This window comes from Saccharothrix sp. HUAS TT1, from assembly GCF_040744945.1.
GTDB lineage: Bacteria > Actinomycetota > Actinomycetes > Mycobacteriales > Pseudonocardiaceae > Actinosynnema.
The window spans coordinates 4,068,327-4,088,762 of sequence record NZ_CP160453.1; the positions used below are offsets into that span (position 1 = coordinate 4,068,327).

General features: G+C 73.3%; 16 protein-coding genes. 4 read left to right on the top strand and 12 right to left on the bottom strand.

Going from position 1 to position 20,436, the window contains the following annotated elements; translation table 11 throughout:
• Window positions 1-173: 173 nt before the first annotated feature.
• The 4 genes from metH to AB0F89_RS19945 all read right to left on the bottom strand — a co-directional run bounded on the left by metH (window position 174) and on the right by AB0F89_RS19945 (window position 6,642).
• On the bottom strand, window positions 174-3,764 hold the full coding sequence (gene metH / locus AB0F89_RS19930; RefSeq protein ID WP_367138320.1) for a methionine synthase: 3,591 nt from the start codon (window positions 3,762-3,764) through the stop codon (window positions 174-176).
• A gap of 156 nt (window positions 3,765-3,920) precedes the next feature.
• Window positions 3,921-4,526, bottom strand: coding sequence for a lactate utilization protein C (locus tag AB0F89_RS19935; RefSeq protein WP_367138322.1), 606 nt, complete (start codon window positions 4,524-4,526; stop codon window positions 3,921-3,923).
• On the bottom strand, window positions 4,523-5,917 hold the full coding sequence (locus tag AB0F89_RS19940; protein ID WP_367138324.1) for a LutB/LldF family L-lactate oxidation iron-sulfur protein: 1,395 nt from the start codon (window positions 5,915-5,917) through the stop codon (window positions 4,523-4,525). The genes AB0F89_RS19935 and AB0F89_RS19940 overlap by 4 nt, the downstream gene beginning before the upstream one ends.
• Complete coding sequence (locus AB0F89_RS19945; protein ID WP_367138326.1) at window positions 5,914-6,642, bottom strand: (Fe-S)-binding protein; 729 nt, start codon at window positions 6,640-6,642, stop codon at window positions 5,914-5,916. The genes AB0F89_RS19940 and AB0F89_RS19945 overlap by 4 nt, the downstream gene beginning before the upstream one ends.
• Window positions 6,643-6,706: 64 nt before the next feature.
• On the opposite strand from AB0F89_RS19945, the gene AB0F89_RS19950 reads away from it, so the two are divergent.
• Window positions 6,707-7,432, top strand: a complete 726-nt coding sequence (locus tag AB0F89_RS19950; RefSeq protein ID WP_367138328.1) for a FadR/GntR family transcriptional regulator — start codon at window positions 6,707-6,709, stop codon at window positions 7,430-7,432.
• 75 nt (window positions 7,433-7,507) lie between these two features.
• On the opposite strand, the gene AB0F89_RS19955 is transcribed toward AB0F89_RS19950, so the two are convergent.
• From AB0F89_RS19955 to AB0F89_RS19975, 5 genes are all read right to left on the bottom strand, one after another.
• Window positions 7,508-8,893, bottom strand: a complete 1,386-nt coding sequence (locus AB0F89_RS19955) for a rhamnulokinase family protein (protein WP_367138330.1) — start codon at window positions 8,891-8,893, stop codon at window positions 7,508-7,510.
• Window positions 8,894-9,008: 115 nt separating this feature from the next.
• Complete coding sequence (locus AB0F89_RS19960; RefSeq protein WP_367138332.1) at window positions 9,009-9,449, bottom strand: DoxX family membrane protein; 441 nt, start codon at window positions 9,447-9,449, stop codon at window positions 9,009-9,011.
• A gap of 1 nt (window position 9,450) precedes the next feature.
• On the bottom strand, window positions 9,451-11,115 hold the full coding sequence (locus tag AB0F89_RS19965) for a heme peroxidase family protein (RefSeq protein WP_367138334.1): 1,665 nt from the start codon (window positions 11,113-11,115) through the stop codon (window positions 9,451-9,453).
• Window positions 11,116-11,352: 237 nt separating this feature from the next.
• Entirely contained in the window at window positions 11,353-12,201 is an 849-nt protein-coding gene (locus AB0F89_RS19970; RefSeq protein ID WP_367138336.1) for an SDR family NAD(P)-dependent oxidoreductase, read from the bottom strand.
• Window positions 12,202-12,314: 113 nt separating this feature from the next.
• Window positions 12,315-13,313: an AraC family transcriptional regulator ligand-binding domain-containing protein gene (locus tag AB0F89_RS19975; protein WP_367138338.1), complete on the bottom strand. Its 999-nt coding sequence runs from the start codon at window positions 13,311-13,313 to the stop codon at window positions 12,315-12,317.
• A 69-nt stretch (window positions 13,314-13,382) separates the two neighbouring features.
• Between AB0F89_RS19975 and AB0F89_RS19980 the strand changes: the two genes are divergently transcribed.
• Window positions 13,383-14,882 (top strand): flavin-containing monooxygenase, encoded by a 1,500-nt coding sequence (locus tag AB0F89_RS19980; RefSeq protein ID WP_367138340.1) that lies wholly within the window; start codon window positions 13,383-13,385, stop codon window positions 14,880-14,882.
• A gap of 166 nt (window positions 14,883-15,048) precedes the next feature.
• On the opposite strand, the gene AB0F89_RS19985 is transcribed toward AB0F89_RS19980, so the two are convergent.
• The 3 genes from AB0F89_RS19985 to AB0F89_RS19995 form a co-directional block, all read right to left on the bottom strand.
• Window positions 15,049-15,465, bottom strand: coding sequence for an STAS domain-containing protein (locus AB0F89_RS19985; protein ID WP_367138342.1), 417 nt, complete (start codon window positions 15,463-15,465; stop codon window positions 15,049-15,051).
• Between the two features lie 208 nt (window positions 15,466-15,673).
• On the bottom strand, window positions 15,674-16,435 hold the full coding sequence (locus AB0F89_RS19990; RefSeq protein WP_367138344.1) for an SDR family NAD(P)-dependent oxidoreductase: 762 nt from the start codon (window positions 16,433-16,435) through the stop codon (window positions 15,674-15,676).
• Window positions 16,436-16,520: 85 nt separating this feature from the next.
• Complete coding sequence (locus tag AB0F89_RS19995; protein WP_367138346.1) at window positions 16,521-18,179, bottom strand: discoidin domain-containing protein; 1,659 nt, start codon at window positions 18,177-18,179, stop codon at window positions 16,521-16,523.
• A 195-nt stretch (window positions 18,180-18,374) separates the two neighbouring features.
• Between AB0F89_RS19995 and AB0F89_RS20000 the strand changes: the two genes are divergently transcribed.
• Window positions 18,375-18,797 (top strand): DUF2243 domain-containing protein, encoded by a 423-nt coding sequence (locus AB0F89_RS20000; RefSeq protein WP_367138348.1) that lies wholly within the window; start codon window positions 18,375-18,377, stop codon window positions 18,795-18,797.
• Window positions 18,794-20,413, top strand: a complete 1,620-nt coding sequence (locus tag AB0F89_RS20005; protein ID WP_367138350.1) for an ATP-dependent DNA helicase RecQ — start codon at window positions 18,794-18,796, stop codon at window positions 20,411-20,413. The genes AB0F89_RS20000 and AB0F89_RS20005 overlap by 4 nt, the downstream gene beginning before the upstream one ends.
• Window positions 20,414-20,436 lie beyond the last annotated feature (23 nt).

A 20,436-nucleotide genomic window follows, 5' to 3' on the forward strand; every position in this document is an offset into this window, starting at 1 on the left:
GATCACCGCGCTGAAAAGCGCGGCCCACCATTTCTTCATTGTTTTTCCCCCTTCAGGATTCCTTTACGGTCCCGAAGGCGACGATAGCCGGCGCGGTTCGGGCGCGGCAGTCGCTCGTTGGTGTGAACCCGGCGGTGACCTGTGGAAACCGCCGGGACAACCCCCCGAACCGGTCAGGCCCCCGGCTCGTAGGCCAGGTTCGGCCGCAGCCAGCGCTCGACCTCGTCCACCGGCATCCCGCGCCGGCGGGCGTAGTCCTCGACCTGGTCGCGACCGATCCGGCCCACCGTGAAGTAGCGCGACTCCGGGTGCGCGAAGATCACGCCGCTGACGCTGCTCGCCGGCGTCATCGCGAACGAGTCCGTCAGCGCCAGGCCCACCCGCTCGGCCTCCAGCAGCTCGAACAGGTCCCGCTTCTCGCTGTGGTCCGGGCTCGCCGGGTAGCCGAACGCGGGCCGGATGCCCCGGAACCGCTCGGCGTGCAGGTCCGCCAGCGCGGGCTCCGCGTCCGGCTCGAACCAGTCCCGCCGCGCCCGCAGGTGGACGTGCTCGGCGAACGCCTCGGCCAGCCGGTCCGCCAGCGCCTTCACCATGATCGACTTGTAGTCGTCCTGCTCCCGCTCGTACCGGGCGGCCAGCTCCTCGGCGCCGTGGATCGCCACCGCGAACCCGCCCAGGTGGTCGCCGGCCGGCGCGACGTAGTCCGCCAGGCAGCGGTTCGGCCGGCTCGGCGGCTTCCGCGTCTGCTGGCGCAGCATCGGCAACCGCCTGCCGCCCACCACGATGTCGTCGCCCTCGGAGTGCGCGGGCCAGAAGCCGTACGCGCCCTCCGCCCGCAGCGAGCCGTCCGCGACGATCCCGTCCAGCATGGCGTTCGCGTCGTCGAACAGCTCCTGCGCCGCCGGGTTCGTCTCCAGGACCTTCGGGAACTTGCCCTTCAACTCCCACGCCAGGAAGAAGAACGTCCAGTCGATCATCTCGCGCAGCTCGGCCAGCGACGGCGCCACCACCCGCAGCCCGGTGAACGCGGGCGTCGGCAGCTCCTCGAACGACACCGCCTCGGCGTTCGCCCGCGCCTGCTCCACGGTCAGCAGCGGCGTGCTCTGCCGGTTCTCGTGCTCCTCGCGCAACCGCTGCTGCTCGACCCGGTTCGCCGCGGCCAGCTCCTCGGCGCGCTCGTCGTCCAGCAGCGCCGACACCACGCCCGCCACCCGCGACGCGTCCAGCACGTGCACGGTCGTCCGGTCGTACACCGGCGCGATGCGCACCGCCGTGTGCTGGCGCGACGTCGTCGCACCGCCGATCAGCAGCGGCAGCGCCATCCCGCGCCGCTGCATCTCCGCCGCCACCGACACCATCTCGTCCAGCGACGGCGTGATCAGCCCGGACAGGCCGATCGCGTCCGCGCCCTCGGCGATCGCGGTGTCCAGGATCTTCGCCGCGGGCACCATCACGCCCAGGTCGACCACGTCGTAGTTGTTGCAGCCCAGCACCACGCCGACGATGTTCTTGCCGATGTCGTGCACGTCGCCCTTCACCGTGGCCAGCACGACCTTGCCGTTGCCGCGGGTCGAGCCGGACGCCTCCTTCTCCGCGTCCATGAACGGCTCCAGGTGCGCCACCGCGCGCTTCATCACCCGCGCGCTCTTGACCACCTGCGGCAGGAACATCTTGCCCGAGCCGAACAGGTCGCCGACCACCTTCATGCCGTCCATCAGCGGGCCCTCGATGACGTCGAGGGGCCGCGCGGCCGCCAGCCGGGCCTCCTCGGTGTCCTCGACGATGAAGTCCACGATGCCGTGCACCAGCGCGTGCTCCAGCCGCTTGGCCACCGGCGCCTCGCGCCAGGACAGGTCGACCGCCCGCTTGGTGCCCGAACCGGACACCGTCTCGGCGAACGACACCAGCCGGTCGGTCGCGTCCGGGCGGCGGTCGAACAGCACGTCCTCGACCAGCTCCAGCAGCTCGGCCGGGATGTCCTCGTAGACCGCGAGCTGGCCGGCGTTCACGATGCCCATGTCCAGGCCCGCCCGCACGCCGTGGTACAGGAACGCCGAGTGCATCGCCTCGCGCACGGTGTCGTTGCCGCGGAACGAGAACGACAGGTTCGAGATGCCGCCGCTGATCCGCACGCCCGGACAGCGCTGCTTGATCCGCGGGATCGCCTCCAGGAACGCCTTGGCGTACCCGTTGTGCTCGGCGATGCCGGTCGCGACGGCCAGCACGTTCGGGTCGAAGATGATGTCCTCGGCCGGGAAGTCGGCCTTCCGCGTCAGCAGGTCGTACGCGCGACCGCAGATCTCGACCTTGCGCTCGGCGGTGTCGGCCTGGCCCAGCTCGTCGAACGCCATCACCACCACGCCCGCGCCGAAGTCGCGGATGCGGCGGGCCTGGGCCAGGAACTGCTCCTCGCCCTCCTTGAGGCTGATCGAGTTGACCACGCCCTTGCCCTGCACGCACTTGAGCCCGGCCTCCAGCACGCTCCACCGCGAGCTGTCGACCATGATCGGGACCCGGGCGATCTCCGGCTCGGTGGCGATCAGGTTGAGGAACGTGGTCATCGCCCGCTCGCTGTCGAGCAGGTCGGCGTCCATGTTGACGTCCAGCAGGTTCGCGCCGCCGCGCACCTGCTCCAGCGCGACGTCCACGGCCGCCTGGTGGTCGTCGCCCTCGATCAGCCGGCGGAACTTCGCCGAGCCGGTCACGTTGGTGCGCTCGCCGATCATCACGAACCCGGTGTCCGCGCCGATCTCGAACGGCTCCAGGCCGCTGAACCGGGTCCGCTCCGGCCGCCGCGCCACCGGGCGCGGCGCCATGCCCTTGACCGCCGCCGCGATCCGGGCGATGTGGTCCGGCGTCGTGCCGCAGCACCCGCCGACGACGTTCACCACGCCCTCCTCGGCGAACCCGCGCAACAGCTCGGCGGTCTCGTCCGGGGTCTGGTCGTAGCCGCCGAACGCGTTCGGCAGCCCGGCGTTCGGGTGGCTGGCCGTGTAGGTGCCCGCGATCCGGGACAGGTCGGCCACGTGCGGCCGCATCTCGGTCGCGCCCAGCGAGCAGTTCACGCCCACCACCAGCGGGTCGGCGTGCGCGACGGAGTTCCAGAACGCCTCGACCGTCTGCCCGGACAGCGTCCGCCCGCTCAGGTCCACGATGGTGACCGAGATCCACAGCGGCAGGTGCGGCGCGACCTCGCGGGCCGCGGCGACGGCGGCCTTGGCGTTCAGCGTGTCGAAGATCGTCTCGATGAGCAGCAGGTCGACCCCGCCCTCGGCGAGCGCGCTGATCTGCTCCGCGTAGGTGGCCTGCACCTGGTCGAACGACACGGTCCGGTACGCCGGGTCCTCGACCCGCGGCGACAGCGAGAGGGTGACGTTGAGCGGGCCGACCGAACCCGCCACGAACCGCCCGGCGCCCGCCTCGTCGGCGGCCTGGCGGGCGAGCTGCGCGCCGCGCAGGTTCATCTCGCGGACCAGCCCCTGCAGCCCGTAGTCGGCCTGCGCGATGCCGGTCGCGGTGAACGTGTTCGTGGTGGTGATGTCCGCGCCCGCGGCCAGGTAGCGCCGGTGCACGTCGAGCACGAGGTCCGGGCGGGTGAGGTTGAGCAGGTCCGGGTCGCCGGTGACGTCGTGCGAGTGGTCGCCGAGCAGGTCGCCGCGGTAGTCGGAGGGGGCGAGCCCGGCGGCTTGGAGCATCGTGCCCCAGGCGCCGTCCAGCACCGCGACCCGCTGGTCCAGCAGCTCTCGCAGGGCGTTTTCCGACACGCGCGGGCCTCCCGTGGTGGGAGGCGCCCTTGCGGATCTCTGCGAGCCCCGGCCGAGCGTGGCGGGCTCGTCGCCCGTTGCAGCGCCTCTCGGTCGGGAGGCCGATCGTAGCGAAGAACGCGGATCTGGGCGCACCCGTCCACCCGTTGGGACGGTTCAGGTGGCGACGACGACCTCCAGGGTGCGGGGCCCGTGCACGCCCTCGACGCGCTCCAGCTCGATGTCGCTGGTGGCGGACGGCCCGCTGATCCAGGTCTGGGTGCGCACCCCGGCCAGCGCCGCCACCGCGTCCGGCACGCCGGCCACGACCTGGTCGGCCCGGACGACGACCAGGTGGTAGTCCGGGATCAGGGTGAGGGCCCGGGGCCCCTGGTCGGCGGCGTCGTGGTCGAGCACGATCGTGCCGGTCTCGGCGACGGCCACGTGGCAGGCGGTGACGACGGCGTCGGCGCGTTCGAGGGTCGGGCGGTCGACGGGGGCGTCCGGTCGCGGCCACCCGGCCGTCCAGGCGGGCGGTGCGCCCGGAGCCGGCACGACCAGCCGCGCGTCCCGGTCCCGCAGCGCCGCCGCGATCGCTTCAGCCACCTCGCCGGCCGCGACGACCCGGACCCGGGCCCGGTAGTCGCGCAGGCGTTCGGCGAACAGCGCCAGGTCGCCCGGCCCGCGCGTGCCCGCCGCGCGGTACTCGCGCGGCACCGCCACCGCCCCGCCCGCGCCCCTCGCCCGCCGCACCCTCGCCAGGACCTCGTCACGAGCGCTCACCGGGACTCCCACCAGTCGCGGAACGTCTGCTGCGGCGGCGTGGGCAGGTCGCGCGCCGCCGACCAGCCGGGCAGCGGCACGTGGCGGCTCGCCACCCGGCCGAACTTCCCCAGCCGCACCAGCCGCCGCCACCGCCGCGCGTCCGACATCGCCCACGCCAGCGCCCGCATCGCGGTCGACTCCGGCGTGGTCCGCTTCGCCGCGACCACCCGGTCCCGCAGGTGCACCAGCATCGACGGGATGTCGATGGCCACCGGGCACACGTCGTAGCAGACACCGCACAGCGACGACGCGAACGGCAGCGTCGGGTTCCGCTCCACGCCCGTCAGCTGCGGCGACAGCACGGCGCCGATCGGGCCCGGGTAGGTGGACCCGTAGGCGTGACCGCCGGTGCGCTCGTACACCGGGCACGAGTTCAGGCACGCCGAGCAGCGGATGCAGCGCAGCGCGGCCCGGCCCCGCGGGTCGGCGAGCGTGGCCGTGCGGCCGTTGTCCACCAGCACGACGTGGCTGGTCTGCCCCTCGGTCGGCCCGGTCCACACCGACGTGTACGGGTTCATCCGCTCACCCGTGGACGACCGGGGCAGCAGCTGCAGGAACACCTCCAGGTCCTGCCAGCGCGGCACCAGCTTCTCGATGCCGACGACGCTGATCAGGGTGCGCGGCAGGGTCAGGCACATCCGGCCGTTGCCCTCGGACTCCACCACCACCAGCGACCCGGTCTCGGCCACGCCGAAGTTCGCGCCCGAGATCGCCACGTCCACCGTCATGAACTTCTGCCGCAGGTGCCTGCGGGCCGCCTCGGCGAGCGCGCGCGGGTCGTCGGTCAACGCGGGGTCGACGCCCGGCATCGCGCGCCGGAACACGTCCCGGATCTCCGTGCGGTTGCGGTGGATCGCGGGCACCAGGATGTGGCTCGACCGGTCGTCGCCGAGCTGGACGATCAGCTCGGCCAGGTCGGTCTCCACGGCGTGCACGCCGATCTCGGCCAGCGCCTCGTTCAGCCCGATCTCGACCGTCGCCATCGACTTGACCTTGATGACCTCGCGGGCGCCGGTCGCCCGTACCAGGTCGGCGACGATCCGGTTGGCCTCGTCGGCGTCCCGCGCCCAGTGCACGTGCGTGCCCCGGCTCGTCAACGCCTCCTCGAACCGGACCAGGTGCTCGTCCAGGTTCGCCAGCACGTCATCCTTGATCGCCGCGCCGGCCGCGCGCAACGCCTCCCAGTCCGGCAGCTCGCCGACCACGTTCGCCCGCTTGGCCCGGATCGTGCCGGTGGCCTTGGCCAGGTTGCGCCGCAGCTGGGAGTTGCCCAGCGCCTCGCGCGCGGCCTCCGGGAAGGGCGCGCCGGTCAGGTTCCCGCCGCCGGCGGGCATGCCGAGGAACGTCATCGCGCGTTCTCCAGCACCTGCGCCAGGTGCAGCGGGCGGACGCCGCTGCGCAGCCTGCTCAGGCCGCCGCCGATGTGCATCAGGCACGACGAGTCGCCCGCCGTGAGCACGCCCGCCTTCGTGCTCAGCACGGCGCTCATCTTGTCGGCGAGCATGGCGGTGGACGTGTCGGAGTTCTTCAGCGCGAACGTGCCGCCGAACCCGCAGCACGTCTCGGCGGACGGCAGCTCGACCAGGTCGATGCCCCCCACCGCGCGAAGCAGCCGCAGCGGCCGGTCCCCGACCTCCAACACGCGCAACGAGTGGCACGTCGGGTGGTAGGTGACCCGGTGCGGGAAGTACGCGCCGACGTCGGTCAGCCCCAGCACGTCCACCAGGAACTCCGACAGCTCGTAGGTGCGCTTGGCGGTGTCCTCGGCGGCCTCGGCCAGCGCGCGGTCGCCGTGCGCGCGGGCGACGTCGGCGTGCTGGTGGCGCACCGAGCCCGCGCACGAGCCGGAGGGCGCGACGACCACGTCCGCGCGGTCGAACGCCGCGACGTGGTTGCGGATCACCGGCAGCGCCTGGCCGGGGTAGCCGGTGTTGATGTGCATCTGGCCGCAGCACGTCTGCCCGGGCGGCACGACCACCTCGTGGCCGAGCCGTTCCAGCAGCCGGACGGTCGCCTTGCCGACGTCCGGGAACAACCCGTCGACCAGGCACGTGACGAACAGCGCGACTCTCACGGCGGGAAGTCTAGGCTCTGTGGTCGGACCACACCAGGCTGTGGTCTGACCACAGCTTCGGGAGGTGTTGGTGTTGTCCGGGTACGGCGCGGTGCTGCGGCACGTCGAGTCGGAGCTGGCCGCGGGCAGGCTCGGGGTGGGGGAGCAGCTGCCCGCCGAGCGGAGGCTGGCCGAGGACCTGGGCGTCAGCCGGGCCACGGTGCGCGAGGCGATCCGGGTGCTGCAGGCGATGGGCGTGGTGCGCAGCGGCGTCGGCTCGGGACCGGACGCGGGCACCACCGTCATCGCGGACCCGGCGGGCGGCCTCGGCGCGGCCCTGCGGCTGCACCTGGCCACCCGGCGGCTGCCGATGGCCGACCTGGTCGGGACCAGGGTGATGGTCGAGAGCCACTCGGTGCGCGCCGCCGCCGCCACCCCCGACCACCCGGACCTGGCCCGCGCCGCCGACCTGCTGACCAGGATGGACGCGCCGGACCTGGACGCGGACGCGTTCCACCAGCTCGACGCCGACTTCCACGTCGCCCTCACCGCCGCCGCGGGCAACGCCGTCAACACCGCCATCATGGCCGCGCTGCGCGACGCGATCCACCGCACCGTGCTGGACGCCGTGCAGGAGTTGCCCGACTGGTCCCGGACCGCCGTCCGCCTGCGCCGCGAGCACCGCTCGATCCTGCGCGCCGTGCGGTCGGGCGACGGCGACCTGGCCGCCACCAGGGTCACCCGCCACGTCGAGGGCTTCCACCGCGAGTGGGCCCGGCACGCCGGCCGCGTCGGCGGCCCCGAGCGTTGAACTCGGGGGTCGGGAACGTGGGACACGGTGGTCTTGAACGTGGGACACGGTGGTCGGGAACGTGGGACACGCGGGTCAGGGGAGGTGGTGGCGGAGGGGTTCGGTGGTGGCCAGGCGGGAGCGGATGGCTTCCAGGGTGGGTGGTGCGGCGCCGTGGGCACGGGCCTGGACCAGGACGTTGCCCAGGGCGGTCGCCTCCGCCGGGCCCGCCGTGACGCGGCGGCCGGAGAGGGCGGCGGTGAGGCGGCACAGCAGGTCGTTGCGGGAGCCGCCGCCCACGACGTGGATCACGTCGACGTCGCGGCCGGTCAGGGCGACGGCCTGGTCGACGGTGCGGGCGTAGGCGACCGCCAGGGAGTCGAGGACGCACCGGGCGGTCTCGGCGGGCGTGCGCAGGGGACCGGTGGCGGCGGCCGCGATCCGGCGGGGCATGTCACCGGGCGGGATGAAGCCCGGGTCGTCCACGTCCACGGTCGGGCCGCCCGGCGGCAGGGCCCCGGCCTCGGCCAGGAGGTCGGCCAGGTCCCGGCCGGGCCACTCGCGCAGCGACTCCTGGAGCAGCCACAGGCCGCCGACGTTGCGCAGGAACCTGGTGCGGCCGTCCACGCCGCCCTCGTTGGTGAAGTTCAGCTCCCGCGCCCGCGCGGTCAGCACCGGGTCGGGCAGCTCCACCCCGACCAGCGACCACGTCCCGCTGGACACGTAGGCGAAGCGCGAGCCGTCGGCGGGCAGGGCGACCACGGCGGACGCGGTGTCGTGCGAGCCGACCGCCGTGACCGGCGTCGTGGTCGGCAGGCCGGTCGCCGCCGCCACCTCCGGCCGCAGCGGGCCGCGCACCTCGCCCGGTTCCTGCAGCGGCGGGAACGGCACGTCGGCGGCCAGGTCCGGCGACCACGTCCGCGTCCGCACGTCCAGCAGGCCGGTGGTCGAGGCGTTCGTGACCTCGGTCCGCAGCTCGCCGGTCAGCCAGTACGCCAGCAGGTCCGGCAGCAGCACGACGTGCGCCGCCCTCTCCCACAGCGGTGACGAGCGCTCGGCCTCCAGCTGGTACAGCGTCGTGAAGGGCAGGTGCTGCAACCCGTTCACCGCGTACAGCGCCTCGGGGGAGACCCGGGAGTGCACGCGGTCGACGGCGCCCGCCGTGCGCCCGTCCCGGTAGGACACCGGCTCGGCGAGCAACCGACCGTCCTCGTCCAGCAGCCCGTAGTCCACCGCCCACGTGTCGACGCCGAGGGACGTCACGGCCCCGAAGTCGCGGGCCAGCGCCCGCAGCCCCGTCAGCACCTCGCGGTACAGGGCGGTGAAGTCCCAGCGGAGGCGCCCGTCGCGCTCGACCACGCCGTTGGGGAACCGGTGCACCACGCGCAGGGTGGTCCGCTCGCCGGTCACCACCCCGGCCACCACCCGCCCGCCCGAGGCGCCGATGTCGACGGCTCCGAAAACCCCGGTCACGGGCGACATGGGCGGCTCCACGGCTTGAATCGTTTCAAACCAGCGCAGTCAACCGCCCCGGACGCCGACCTGTCAAGGACGGGCGCCCGGTCCCCTGGAGGACCGGGCGCCCGTGCCGCACCGGCTAACCCGCCCGCCGCGCCCCGGCCCGGGCGAGCAGCACCAGCGCGGCGCAGATGAGCACCGCGTTCTTCAGCACGAACTCGCCGTTCGTGGTCAGCAGCAGGGGGTTGCCCCCGGTCATCACGAGGGCGGGCGCCTGGACGAAGACCAGGAACGTCCCCGCCAGGTGTGCCGCCACGACGGCCAACGCCAACCGCGGCAGCCGGCCGAGCAGCAGCACCACCCCGAGCACGACCTCGAACCAACCCAGCGCGGGCACCAGGAACCCCTGGTCGACCCACGGCACGGCCGCGCCGACGAGGTCCGCGACCGGCGACGAGCCGGTCACCTTCAGCAGCCCGAACCAGACGAACACGACGCCGATCGAGATCCGCAGGCCGGGGACGGCCCAGCGCTCGACCCGGCGCCACGAGCCGGTCCGCTCCTCCGAGCGGGTCGGCACGTCAGTCGCCCAGCGGGTTCAGCAGGTCCGCCTTGCCCTCGAACGCGAACAGCAGCAGGTCCGTCATCCGGAACGTCCGCTCGTCCGGTCCGAAGGCCGGTCGCCACGACGGCTCGCGCACGATCGACGTGCGGCTGCCCTCGATGGCGCGGTGGAACACCTCGGCCACGATCCGGCCGCCCACCGGACCGAGCCGGCCGCCGTTGAACTCCGCCTCCCGCAGCGCGTAGAGCCACAGCGGGGTCGCGGCGGTCACCTCGGCCCGCTGCGCCTCGGTCAGCGACTCCAGGCTCGCGCCGCCGTTGCCCAGCAGCACCTGCTCGTCGGTCAGCGGCTCCACCCCGAACACGCGCGCCATCTGCTGCCCGCTCGCCAACCGGACCATGTCGGCCCGCGCCAGGTTGCGGAACGCGAGGTTGCGCTGGATCTCCGGGAACGCGCTGCCACGCCCGCCGAACGTGCCCGCGGGCAGCTGGGTCAGCGGGTTCACCAGCAGGCTGTCCACCCGCTTGGTCACGTTGCCGCCGGCCGCGGTCGGCGGCACCAGGTCCGGCCGGTCGGCCTCGGTGAAGTCGTACAGCCGGCGGAAGTCGGCGATCCAGTTGGTGGGCAGCGTGTCGAGCGTGCCCGAGTTCGGGTCGTCCAGGTCCGGCAACTGGGCGCCCGGGTCGAAGTTGCCCGCGGTGCCGGTGAAGACGAACAGCAGGAACAGCGTGGCGACGCCGCCCGGCCCGTCCGAGCTGAACACCCGGTTCCACTGGTACGCGCCCCGGATCATGCTGTGCCCCAACCGGTACGCGGCCACCGAGAACTCCAGCGGCATGGTCGGCCGCAAGCCGTGGGGCGACCTGCCCCGGCCGGGCGCCTCGAAGAACCTCCGCCCGTTGGCGAACACGTCGTCCACGATCGCCGGGTCCGCGATCCGCGGCAGGAAGTCGGTGCGCAGCATCCACTGGTAGTGGCGCACCACCTCCTCGCGGGCTGCGGTGAACAGCCGCCGCCCGGTCAGGCCGCGCAGCGCCAGCTCGTCCACGACCCGGTTGTGGAACCGGATGAACGCCAGGTGCGTCTGCGCGACGACCAGGTTCTCGTCGTTGCGGGAGTCCGGGATCAGGGGACGGCGCCGGTCGGCGCCCGTCGTGCCGGACGCCCCGAACCGCGGCAGGTCGAACCCCTCCAGCGCGACGTTCACCCGCTCGTCCGGGAACGGCACCGGTGACGTCGTGCCGACCTTGAGCTTCACGCCGTCGGCGGCGTAGAAGACGCGGTCGTTGCGGTCACCGGGACCGCGCCCGTACACCGAGTCGAGGTCGAGCGCGGGCGAGCGGCCCTGCACCAGCTCGTCCAGGGTGACGTCCTCGCCGAGCTGCGAATCGGTGCGGTCCATGGTCAGGTCGTGGTCGACGAACTGGCCGAGGTAGGTGAAACCCGCCGGGATCGGCGGGTCCGCCGAGTCGAGCTGCGGCACGTCGGCCGTCATCGCGGCGGCCAGCGCGACCATGGTCCCCTCGGTCGACGGGGTCCCCTCCGGGCCCAGCCGGGAGAAGCGGAACCGGCGCAGCTCCTCCACCGTCAGCGGTTGACGGGTCGTCGCCACCCCGTCGCGGTCCAACTCCAGAACTCCTTCGCCCACCACGAAGAAGCTGTTCGTGCCGTGCTGCTTCATTGACCCCCCAAGGTCTCCGAATCCCGGGATCACCGGGTCGGGCGAACGCACCCCCTGTGGTCGCCCTCTACTACACAGGTACCAGGGTTTGTCGATCAGATACCCGGCCCATCGCGTTGGGCCGGTTGATCCAGTCGCCCTCGCCGGGAATCCCGCCGGTAGTGGCGTTGCGTGATCGGAGAAAATTCTTGTCGCTTGATCGGCGCAACCGGGGGGTGTCGGGGTGACGCTCCGGCGCTACTGCCGGGTGGACGCGTTGCGCGTGGTGGACGGGCTGAGGCGGTTCATCACCTTCAGGTACGAGGTGGGGAACAGGCGGGCCAGGACGTCCGGCGCGACGGCGGTCCACGCGATCAGCACCCGGCCCTTGCGCTTGGCCACGCCCGCGAGGATCCGCTCGGCCGCCTTGTCCGCCGGGTAGGTGAGGAGCTTGGCGAAGCTCTCCTTGCCCTGCGCCGCCTCGGCTTCGCTCACCCCCGACGCGACCCGGGCGGTCTCCGCGATCCTGGTCCGGATGCCGCCGGGGTGCACGCAGGTCACGCCGACGCCCCGGTCGGCCAGCTCGTGCCGCAGCGCCTCGGTGAACCCGCGCAGCGCGAACTTGCTGGCCGAGTAGGCGGTCTGGCCGGGCGGCGCGATCAGGCCGAACAGGCTCGACACGTTCACCACGTGGCTGCCCGGCGACGCCAGCAGCGTCGGCAGCAGCAACCGGGTCAGCGCGACCGGCGCCCGGAAGTTGATGTCCACCACCCAGTCGAACTCGTCCGCCCGCACCTGGTCGAACGTGCCGCCCAGGGCCACGCCGGCGTTGTTCACCAACAGGGTGATCCGGGGGTTGCCGGCCAGCACGCGCGCCACGAGGTCGTCCAGCCCGGCGACGTCGGCCAGGTCGGCCACCACCTGCTCGACCCGCACGCCGCGGATCTTCGCGGCCACCGCCGCCAGCCGTTCGGCGTCCCGGTCGACCAGCACCAGGTGGCTGCCGCGCCGGGCCAGCCCGTATGCCAGGTGCTCGCCCATGCCACTGGCGGCGCCGGTGACCACGGCCGTGCCGCCTGCGAACCGGTAGGGCGGGAGCGGGGACATGCGGCCTCCTGGGGACGTCGGTGGCACCCAGTCTGGCCCTGACCCACCGGCGGGGCTTGACTTGACGCGACAGGGATTTGACCCGTGACGACAGCGCGGCCGGGGGCGGGGAGTCAGGCGCCGCGTCGGACGGCGGTCGGCGTGCTGCCCCACCACCGGCGGCAGCAGCGGCTCAGGGCGGACTGCTCGGACAGGCCCAGCATCCCGGCCACCTGGCTCATCGGCACGTTGGTCGTGGTCAGGTACCGCTTCGCGGCCTCGCGCCGCACCTCGTCCAGCACGGCCGCGAACGTGGTGCCCTCGGCGGCCAGCCGGCGCTGCACGGTGCGCGGGTGCAGGTCGACCAGCCGGGCCACCGCGCCGATCTCCGGCGCGACCGTGCCCAGCGACCGGGTCAGCACGCCGCGCACCCGCGCGGTCAGGCTCGCGCCGCCCGGGTCCTGCTCGGCCAGGAACGCCAGCGCCAGCCGCCACACCCGCTCGTCGCCGCGCGCCAGCGGCCGGCGCAGCAGGGCGCGCGGCAACCGCAGCAGTGGCGCGGGCTGTCCGGTGTGGACGGTCACCCCGAAGAACTCCTCGTACACCGCGACCGGGATCGTCGGCGTGTGCGGCAGCTCGACGCTGCGCAACCCGTACGGGCGACCCAGCAGGTACGTGATCGACCGGTGCAGGAAGCCGAGGCCGAGGTCGATCGCCTGCGCGCCGACCGGCGCGTCCGGCGGCACGCCGTAGTGCAGCGCGACCAGGTCCGGCGCGCCGTGCGGGTCGTCCACCAGCGCCAGGCTCACCGACCGGGCGTGCAGGAACAGGTACCGCGACGTGCTCTCCAGCGCGTCGGCCACGGTCGGCGAGTTCCGGATGGCCGGCGCGAGCGGTCCGAGCATGCCGAAGTCCTGCCTGGCCGCCACCCGCAGGCCGAGGTCCGGGCAGTCGAGCCCGGCGGCGGCCAGCTCCAGCACGGCCGCCACCGCCCGGTCCGGCACCAGCAGGTCGTCCGCGTCGAGCGCGGCCACCGGCAGGCCCGCCGCACGGGCGTAGTCCTCGGCCCGGCCGCCCAGCTCCGCCACGGTCGCCCGGAACCCGCGCAACCCCGCCGACCGGACTACCGACATGTCGTACAGGGTCAAATACTTGTCGTCCCCGGTCAAGGCCCGCGCCGGGCGCTCCAGCACACTGGGGCCATGACCAGTCCCGAGCACGTCGACGTCGTGATCGTGGGCGCCGGGCTGTCCGGCGTCGGCGCGGCCTACCGGCTGCTCACCGAGTGCCCCGGCAAGTCCGTCGCGATCCTCGAAGCCCGTGACGCGATGGGCGGCACGTGGGACCTCTTCCGCTACCCGGGCATCCGGTCCGACTCGGACATGTTCACCCTCGGCTACCCGTTCAAGCCGTGGCGCGAGGCGAAGTCGATCGCCGACGGCCCGACGATCCTGAACTACATCCGGGCCACCGCCGCGGAGTTCGGCATCGACCGGCTGGTCCGCTACCGGACCAAGGTGCTCGCCGCCGACTTCTCCACCGCGACGGCGCGCTGGACGTTGACGACCAGCCGCCGGGACGAGGACGGCGCGGTCACCGAGAGCACGATGACCTGCGACTTCCTCTACTCGTGCGCGGGTTACTACGACTACGGCCAGGGCCACGACCCGGTGTTCCCGGGCATCGGGTCGTTCCGCGGCGACGTCGTGCGGCCGCAGTTCTGGCCGGCCGACCTGGACCACGCGGGCAAGCGGGTGGTGGTGATCGGCAGCGGCGCGACCGCGGTGACGATCGTGCCGACCATGGCCCGGACCGCCGCGCACGTCACCATGCTCCAGCGCTCGCCGACGTGGGTCGGCGTGGTGCCCGGCCGGGACAAGCTCGCCGACAAGGTCCGCGAGCTGCTGCCCGCCGCCGCCGCGCACCGGCTGATCCGGACCAAGAACATCCTGTTCGGCCTGGCGTTCTACCAGTTCTGCCGGCGTTGGCCCAAGGCGGCGCGCAAGGTGCTCACCGGGCTGTCGACCAAGGCGCTCAAGGACGAGGCCGTGGTCCGCGAGCACTTCACGCCCACCTACGACCCGTGGGACCAGCGGCTGTGCGCGATCCCGGACGCCGACCTCTTCCAGGCGATCAGGGCCGGGCGCGCGTCGGTCGTCACCGACCACGTCGACTCGTTCACGCCCGGCGGCGTGCGGCTGAAGTCGGGTCGCGAGCTGGCGGCGGACGTCGTGGTGACGGCCACCGGCCTGCGGCTGCTGGCGTTCGGCGGCATCGAGCCGAGCGTGGACGGGCGGCGGGTGGAGCTGTCCGAGCAGTTCATCTGGCGCGGCGCGATGATCACCGGGCTGCCCAACTTCGCGGTGTGCGTCGGGTACACGAACGCGTCGTGGACGTTGCGGGCCGACCTGACCTCACGGCTGGTGTGCCGGGTGCTCGGCCACATGGACCGGCGCGGTCACGCGTCCGTCGTGCCGGTGCCGGACCGCGAGCTGGCCCGCCGACCGCTGCTCGACCTCGCGTCCGGCTACATCCAGCGGGCGATCGACGCGTTCCCGCGCCAGGGCGACCGCGGCCCGTGGCGGGTGCGGCAGAACTACGTGCTCGACGCGGTGTCCACGCTGCGCGGCGACCTGAGCCGCCACCTCGTGGGCACACCCCGCGCGACCCGACAGCCCACCCCGGCAGGCCGGGACCGGTAGCGCGGTCGTGAGGAGGGGCCGGAAACGGGGAAGGCCGGACCTGGAACGGAGGCTGTGTGATCAACCTTCCGACCGGCCCGGCCCGGACCGGCCCCCAGGGACGACGGTCCTACCGTGCGAGCACGCGTGCTGACGGTTCCCGACCGGTTACCCGATCGCGGGTTCCCTAATCAGTGGCGCCCGTCACTTCAGGCGACGAGCCGGACGGGACAGCGGTCGCCGTGGCGTTCCGCGCCGCGGCGACGGCCTGATCCAGGTCGGGGTGGATCGTGAACAGCTTGTCCATGCTGGTGGCCCGCAGCGGCCTGAGGGCGGCGCGATGGCCGGCCACCAGGATGAAGGCGGTGCCGCGGCGCTGGGAGTGCTGCGCGGCCTCCACCAGCAGCGCCAGGCCGCTGGAGGCCAGGAACGTCACCCCGGACAGGTCGATCACCGACGTGGAGCGCGTGGTGTCCAGCCACACCAGCATCTCCTGGCGCACCGCATCGGTGGTGCCCATGTCGACCTCGCCCGAGACGCGCAGCACCGGCACGCCCTGCTCCTCGACGGCCTCCGCCGAGGCCGCCACGACTTCCTGCTCCATCGGTCGCTCCCTTGAAACGCCCATGTCAACGGTGGCGGGCTGGCTGTTTCAACCCGATGCGGTCGCCTGCGACCACGGCAACAGTAGAGGTCAGCGGGTCGCGGGCGACGACCGGAGGCCCGAATGGGGCAACACCGCGGCACGCCGGCCACGCACTGTGACGAAGGGGTCGGTGAACCCGACGCTGATGCCGTTCGCGGGGGGGCGGTCAGCCCAGCTTGACGCCGGTGATCTCCGCGCACGCGTCGAGCAGGCGGTCCTGCACGTCGACGTCGTAGGCGGCCGGGTTGGCCCGCAGCTCCTCGCGCCACTTGAAGTAGCGGCCGGTCACGGTGGCGGCGGGTTCGTCGGAGGTGGCGAGCCACACCTGGGTGTCCGCGCCGGTCGGCAGCTCGTCGGTGGCGTTCGGGCCGCCCATCCGGGTCTTGATCCAGCCCGGGTCGACGGCGTTGCTGAGCAGGTCCGGGTGGCGGCGGGCCACCGCGAACGCCAGCACCACGTCGAGCAGCTTGGAGTCCGAGTACGCCTGCATGCCGTGCCACGGGCCGCGCTCGTGCTGGAGGTCGTCCAGGTCCGCGACGCCCTGCGACTCCAGGCCCGAGGTCAGGTAGACCAGCCGGCGGGGCCGGGGCATCAGGGCGGTCAGCAGGTAGGGCGCGAGGACGTTGACCTGGAACAGCAGCTCCAGGCCGTCCTCGGTGACGGTCCGCTCGGGCAGGCCGCCGCCCAGCCCGGCGTTGTGGATCACCACGTCGAACCCGCCCGCGGCCGCCGCCAGCTCGCGGGTCTGCGCCAGCGACGAGAGGTCGCCGACCACCGCGTCGGCCGCGCCCGGCACGGCGGCCAGCGCTTCCTCGGCCCGCCGCGCGTTGCGCGCGTGCAGCACCACCCGGTGCCCGAGCCCGACGAGCGCCGCCGCCGTCTCCCGACCGATACCGTCCGACGATCCCGTGACCAGAACGCTCACCATGGGCCGCAGCCTACATTGGGAGCGCTCCCAGAGCCGGGTGGGCGGTCGGGGAGCGCCGTCGGCGGGCGCTCCCCGACCGGGACCGTCAGGCGAACACCTGCCACCGGGCCAGCTGCCCGGCCGGCCAGCCCGTGTTGCCGGTGAACCGCAGCCTCAGGTGCCTGGCCCGCACCCCGGCCGGCAGGGTGATCGTGACCGAGTTGCCCGTCGCCGGGTCGAACGCGTACCCCGCCGCCCCCACCACGACGCCGAACGTCGACCCCTCCGCCGCCTCCACCGCGATCGTCTGCGTGCGCCTGCCCCAGGCCGGGTTCGGCGGCAGGCTCAGCACCACCCGGCGCGGCGTGGTGACCGCGCCCAGGTCGACCTGCACCCACTGCGGGAACGCGTTGTTGGCGCTCTCCCAGTAGCTGTGCGGGTCCGCGTCGACCGCCAGGTGGCTGCCGTAGCCCTGGGTCTGGCTGCTCTGCGCGGTCGGCCGGCCCGCCGCCAGGTCCTGGTCGACGGGCGGCGGGCCGTCCGGCATCGGCTTGGTCGGCCGGACGGCGGTCAGCGCGAGCTGCCCCTTGAGCATCCGGCCGCCGTCGCCGGTGAGCCGCAGGTAGTAGTCCGACGAGCAGCGCGTGCCGTCCTCGTCCAGCGCCAGGAACCCGGAGCCGACCGGTATCCCGGCCTGCGTCTCCGGCGTCTTGGCGATCTGGTTGGCCTCGTTGTACTCGTCGAACATCGAGATGTAGATGCCCTGAACGCCCAGCCGCACCATGTTGTAGAACTGCCGCCACATGAAGTCGCCGTGCGCCCGGTGCCGCCGGGACAGGTCGCCGGGCAGCACGCACGGCTGGTAGTCGATGCCCAGCCGGTTGCACTCGGCCTGGTCCGGTGAGTTGACGTTGGTGTGGAAGTGGTCCGCGTCGGCGACGTTCCCGATCCGGCCGACCATCCACGGCGAGATCATGTGGAAGCTGCGGTAGACGCCGCCGAACCCCGGCCGCGAGTCCTCGACCTCACGCCGCCAGTGCGTGGGCACGCCGCCGATCAGGTACACGCCCTGGCCCTTGAACCAGTCGACGACCTCCTGGCACTGCTGCGGCGTGAAAGGTCGGCCGGGGTCGTTGAAGCCGAAGCCCCAGATGCACACGACCGGCTTGCCGTTCTGCCGCGCGTACATGGGCGACGACGTGTACGCGCGCATCTTGTCGATCCAGTCGGCCTTGATCTCCGACTGGAAGTTCGTCCAGTTCGTGACGTCGTACATGATGTAGAACTTCACGCCGTGCGCCTCGGCGGCCCGCCGGACGTGGGCGGTGACGGCGTCGCGGATCGGGCCCTCGCCGCCGGTCGGGTTGAACCGCTGCAGGGCGGCGGTGTCGCAGCCGTACTCGCGCATCCACCGGAAGTGCACGTCCACGGTCTGGTAGTCGTGGTTCGAGAAGACGGTGGCCGGCTGACCGTTGCCGAGCGCGCCGAACGCCGTCGGGTACTTGGCGGCGTAGTCGGTCATGTCGGGCCACGACATCAGCGCGTGGTTGCCCGGCGACGGCGGCTGGCCCCAGTTGTCGCTCCAGTGCCACCAGCCGTTGATCGGGGAGTTGTCGCCCCGGGCCGCGAACCAGCCCTGGTAGCCGACGGTGATCTTGCCGACCACGTCGCCCGGCGGGCTCGCGGCGTGGGCCGGGGTGGACGTGGTGGCCAGGGCGGAGGCGGCCAGGGCCGACCCGATGAACGTCCTGCGTGACAGGGGCACGGCACGCTCCTTCGTTGGAGGGACGACACCAGCATGCAAGAAGTGAGCAGAGTCACGCAATAATCTGACAAACCGGGATTTGGTCCGGGGACCGGGACCGGGCTGCGCCAACCCGGTGGGCACGTCGGCCGCCCGCGCCGGGTTCGTCGGGCGCGCTCGGCGTTTGAGCCCGGCCGGCGGGGCAACTCCGGGGCCATGACGAGAGGCGCGCGATCGGCGCTCGTGCTCGGCCTGGGGATCGGTGGGTTCGTGGACGGCATCGTCATCCACCAGCTCCTCGGCTGGCACCACATGCTGTCCGGGTGGTACCCGGACGACCTGCACCGGAACATGATCGGCGACGGGCTGTTCCACCTGCTGTGCCTGCTGCTGGTGCTCACCGGCGTGGCCCTGCTCAACCGCTCGGGCCCGGTGCCCGGCCGGGTGCTGTGGGGCGGCGTGGTGGCCGGGTGGGGTGTGTTCAACCTGGTCGAAGGGGTGGTCGACCACCTCGTCCTCGGCGTGCACCACGTCCGCACCGGGCCGCACGAACTCGCCTACGACCTCGGGTTCCTGGTGCTGGGCGCGGTGCTGGTCGTGGTCGGCCGGCTCCTCTCGCGCGAGCGGGTGGCGCGGTGAGCGCCGCGCGAGCGGTGCGCGAGCGCTTGCGCACGGCGGCGGCGGACGTCTTCGGGTGGCCGGAGCTGCGCGACGAGCAGATCGACGCCATGGAGCAGGTGCTGGCCGGGCGGGACGTGTTCGTCGTGCTGCCCACCGGCGCGGGCAAGTCGGCGGTCTACCAGGTGCCCGGCGTGCTGCTGGACGGCCTGGTCGTCGTGGTGTCGCCGCTGATCGCCCTGCAGCGCGACCAGGTCGCCGCGCTGCGCGGGAGCGGCGCGCCCGCCGCCGCCCTGGTCAACTCGGCGCAGTCCGAAGTGGACAACAACGCCGTGTGGGAGGCCGTGGAGCGCGGCGAGGTGCGCTACCTGTTCGTCGCGCCCGAGCAGCTGGCCAAGCCCGACGTGCTCGACCGGCTCGGCAAGCCCGCCCTGTTCGTCGTGGACGAGGCGCACTGCGTGTCCGCGTGGGGCCACGACTTCCGGCCCGACTACCTGCGGCTGGGCGCGGCGGTGGACCGGATCGGCCGGCCGCCCGTGCTCGCCCTCACCGCCACGGCGGGCGCCACCGTCCGCGAGGACGTCATCGGCCGGCTGGAGATGCGCGACCCGGTCGTGGTGGCCATCGGGTTCGACCGGCCGAACCTGTCACTGGACGTGCGGATGTTCGTCGAGGACGACGACAAGCGGCGCGCGGTGCTGGACTGGGTCCGCGAAGCGCCCAAGCCCGGGCTGGTCTACGTGGCGACCCGCGGGGACGCCCGCCGCTACGCCGAGGAGCTGCGCGAGCGCGGCTCGAACGCGGAGCCGTTCCACGCCGGGATGAAGGCCGCCGACCGGGAGCGCGTGCAGGACGACTTCATGGGCGGCCGGATCGACGTGGTCGTGGCCACCTCGGCGTTCGGCATGGGCATCGACAAGCCGGACGTCCGGTTCGTCGCGCACGCGTCCGCGCCCGGCTCGCTCGACGCCTACTACCAGGAGATCGGCCGGGCGGGCCGGGACGGCGAACCCGCTCAGGCGGTGCTGTTCTACCGGCCGCAGGACCTGGGGCTGCAGCGGTTCCTGCAGTCCCGGCACGTCGACCGGGACGCGCTGGCGGAGCTGGCGGCGTTCGTCGGCGAGCACCCCGGGCTGCGCGTCACCGAGCTGGCCCGGGAGGTCGGGCAGTCCCGCCGCAAGGTCACCTCCGGGGTGAACCTGCTGGAGCGGGTCGGCGCGGTGCGGGCGGCGAAGGCGCGGTTCCGGCTGACCGCCGAGCCGCGGCGGGCCGCCGACCTGGCGGCCGAGGAGGCCGAACGGCTCGGCCGGCTGGACCGGTCCCGGATCGAGGTGCTGCGGGCGTACGCGGAGACCAGGGCGTGCCGCCGCCAGCACCTGCTCGGCTACTTCGGCGAGGTGCTGGAACGCGCCTGCGGCAACTGCGACACGTGCGAGCGGGGCGAGGCGGGCACCGGGGTGTCGGCCAACCCCGAGTACCCGGCCCAGTCCCGGGTGCACCACGCCGAGTTCGGCGCCGGGACGGTGGTGCAGAGCGAGGCCGACCGGCTCACCGTGCTGTTCGAGGAGGTCGGGTACAAGACGCTGTCGCTGGAGGCGGTGCACGCCGCCGACGTGCTCGGCAGGCACCCCGGGTGAGCCACCGGTGGGCGGGACAGGAG

What these genes read in the sequence shown, in the direction of transcription:
- AB0F89_RS20000 (WP_367138348.1), top strand. Translation starts at nt 18,375, where the DNA reads ATGACGAGAGGCGCGCGATCGGCGCTCGTGCTCGGCCTGGGGATCGGT.
- AB0F89_RS19990 (WP_367138344.1), bottom strand. Translation starts at nt 16,435, where the DNA reads ATGGTGAGCGTTCTGGTCACGGGATCGTCGGACGGTATCGGTCGGGAG.
- AB0F89_RS19940 (WP_367138324.1), bottom strand. Translation starts at nt 5,917, where the DNA reads ATGACGTTCCTCGGCATGCCCGCCGGCGGCGGGAACCTGACCGGCGCG.
- AB0F89_RS19955 (WP_367138330.1), bottom strand. Translation starts at nt 8,893, where the DNA reads ATGTCGCCCGTGACCGGGGTTTTCGGAGCCGTCGACATCGGCGCCTCG.
- AB0F89_RS19980 (WP_367138340.1), top strand. Translation starts at nt 13,383, where the DNA reads ATGACCAGTCCCGAGCACGTCGACGTCGTGATCGTGGGCGCCGGGCTG.
- AB0F89_RS19975 (WP_367138338.1), bottom strand. Translation starts at nt 13,313, where the DNA reads ATGTCGGTAGTCCGGTCGGCGGGGTTGCGCGGGTTCCGGGCGACCGTG.
- AB0F89_RS19985 (WP_367138342.1), bottom strand. Translation starts at nt 15,465, where the DNA reads ATGGAGCAGGAAGTCGTGGCGGCCTCGGCGGAGGCCGTCGAGGAGCAG.
- AB0F89_RS19965 (WP_367138334.1), bottom strand. Translation starts at nt 11,115, where the DNA reads ATGAAGCAGCACGGCACGAACAGCTTCTTCGTGGTGGGCGAAGGAGTT.
- AB0F89_RS19970 (WP_367138336.1), bottom strand. Translation starts at nt 12,201, where the DNA reads ATGTCCCCGCTCCCGCCCTACCGGTTCGCAGGCGGCACGGCCGTGGTC.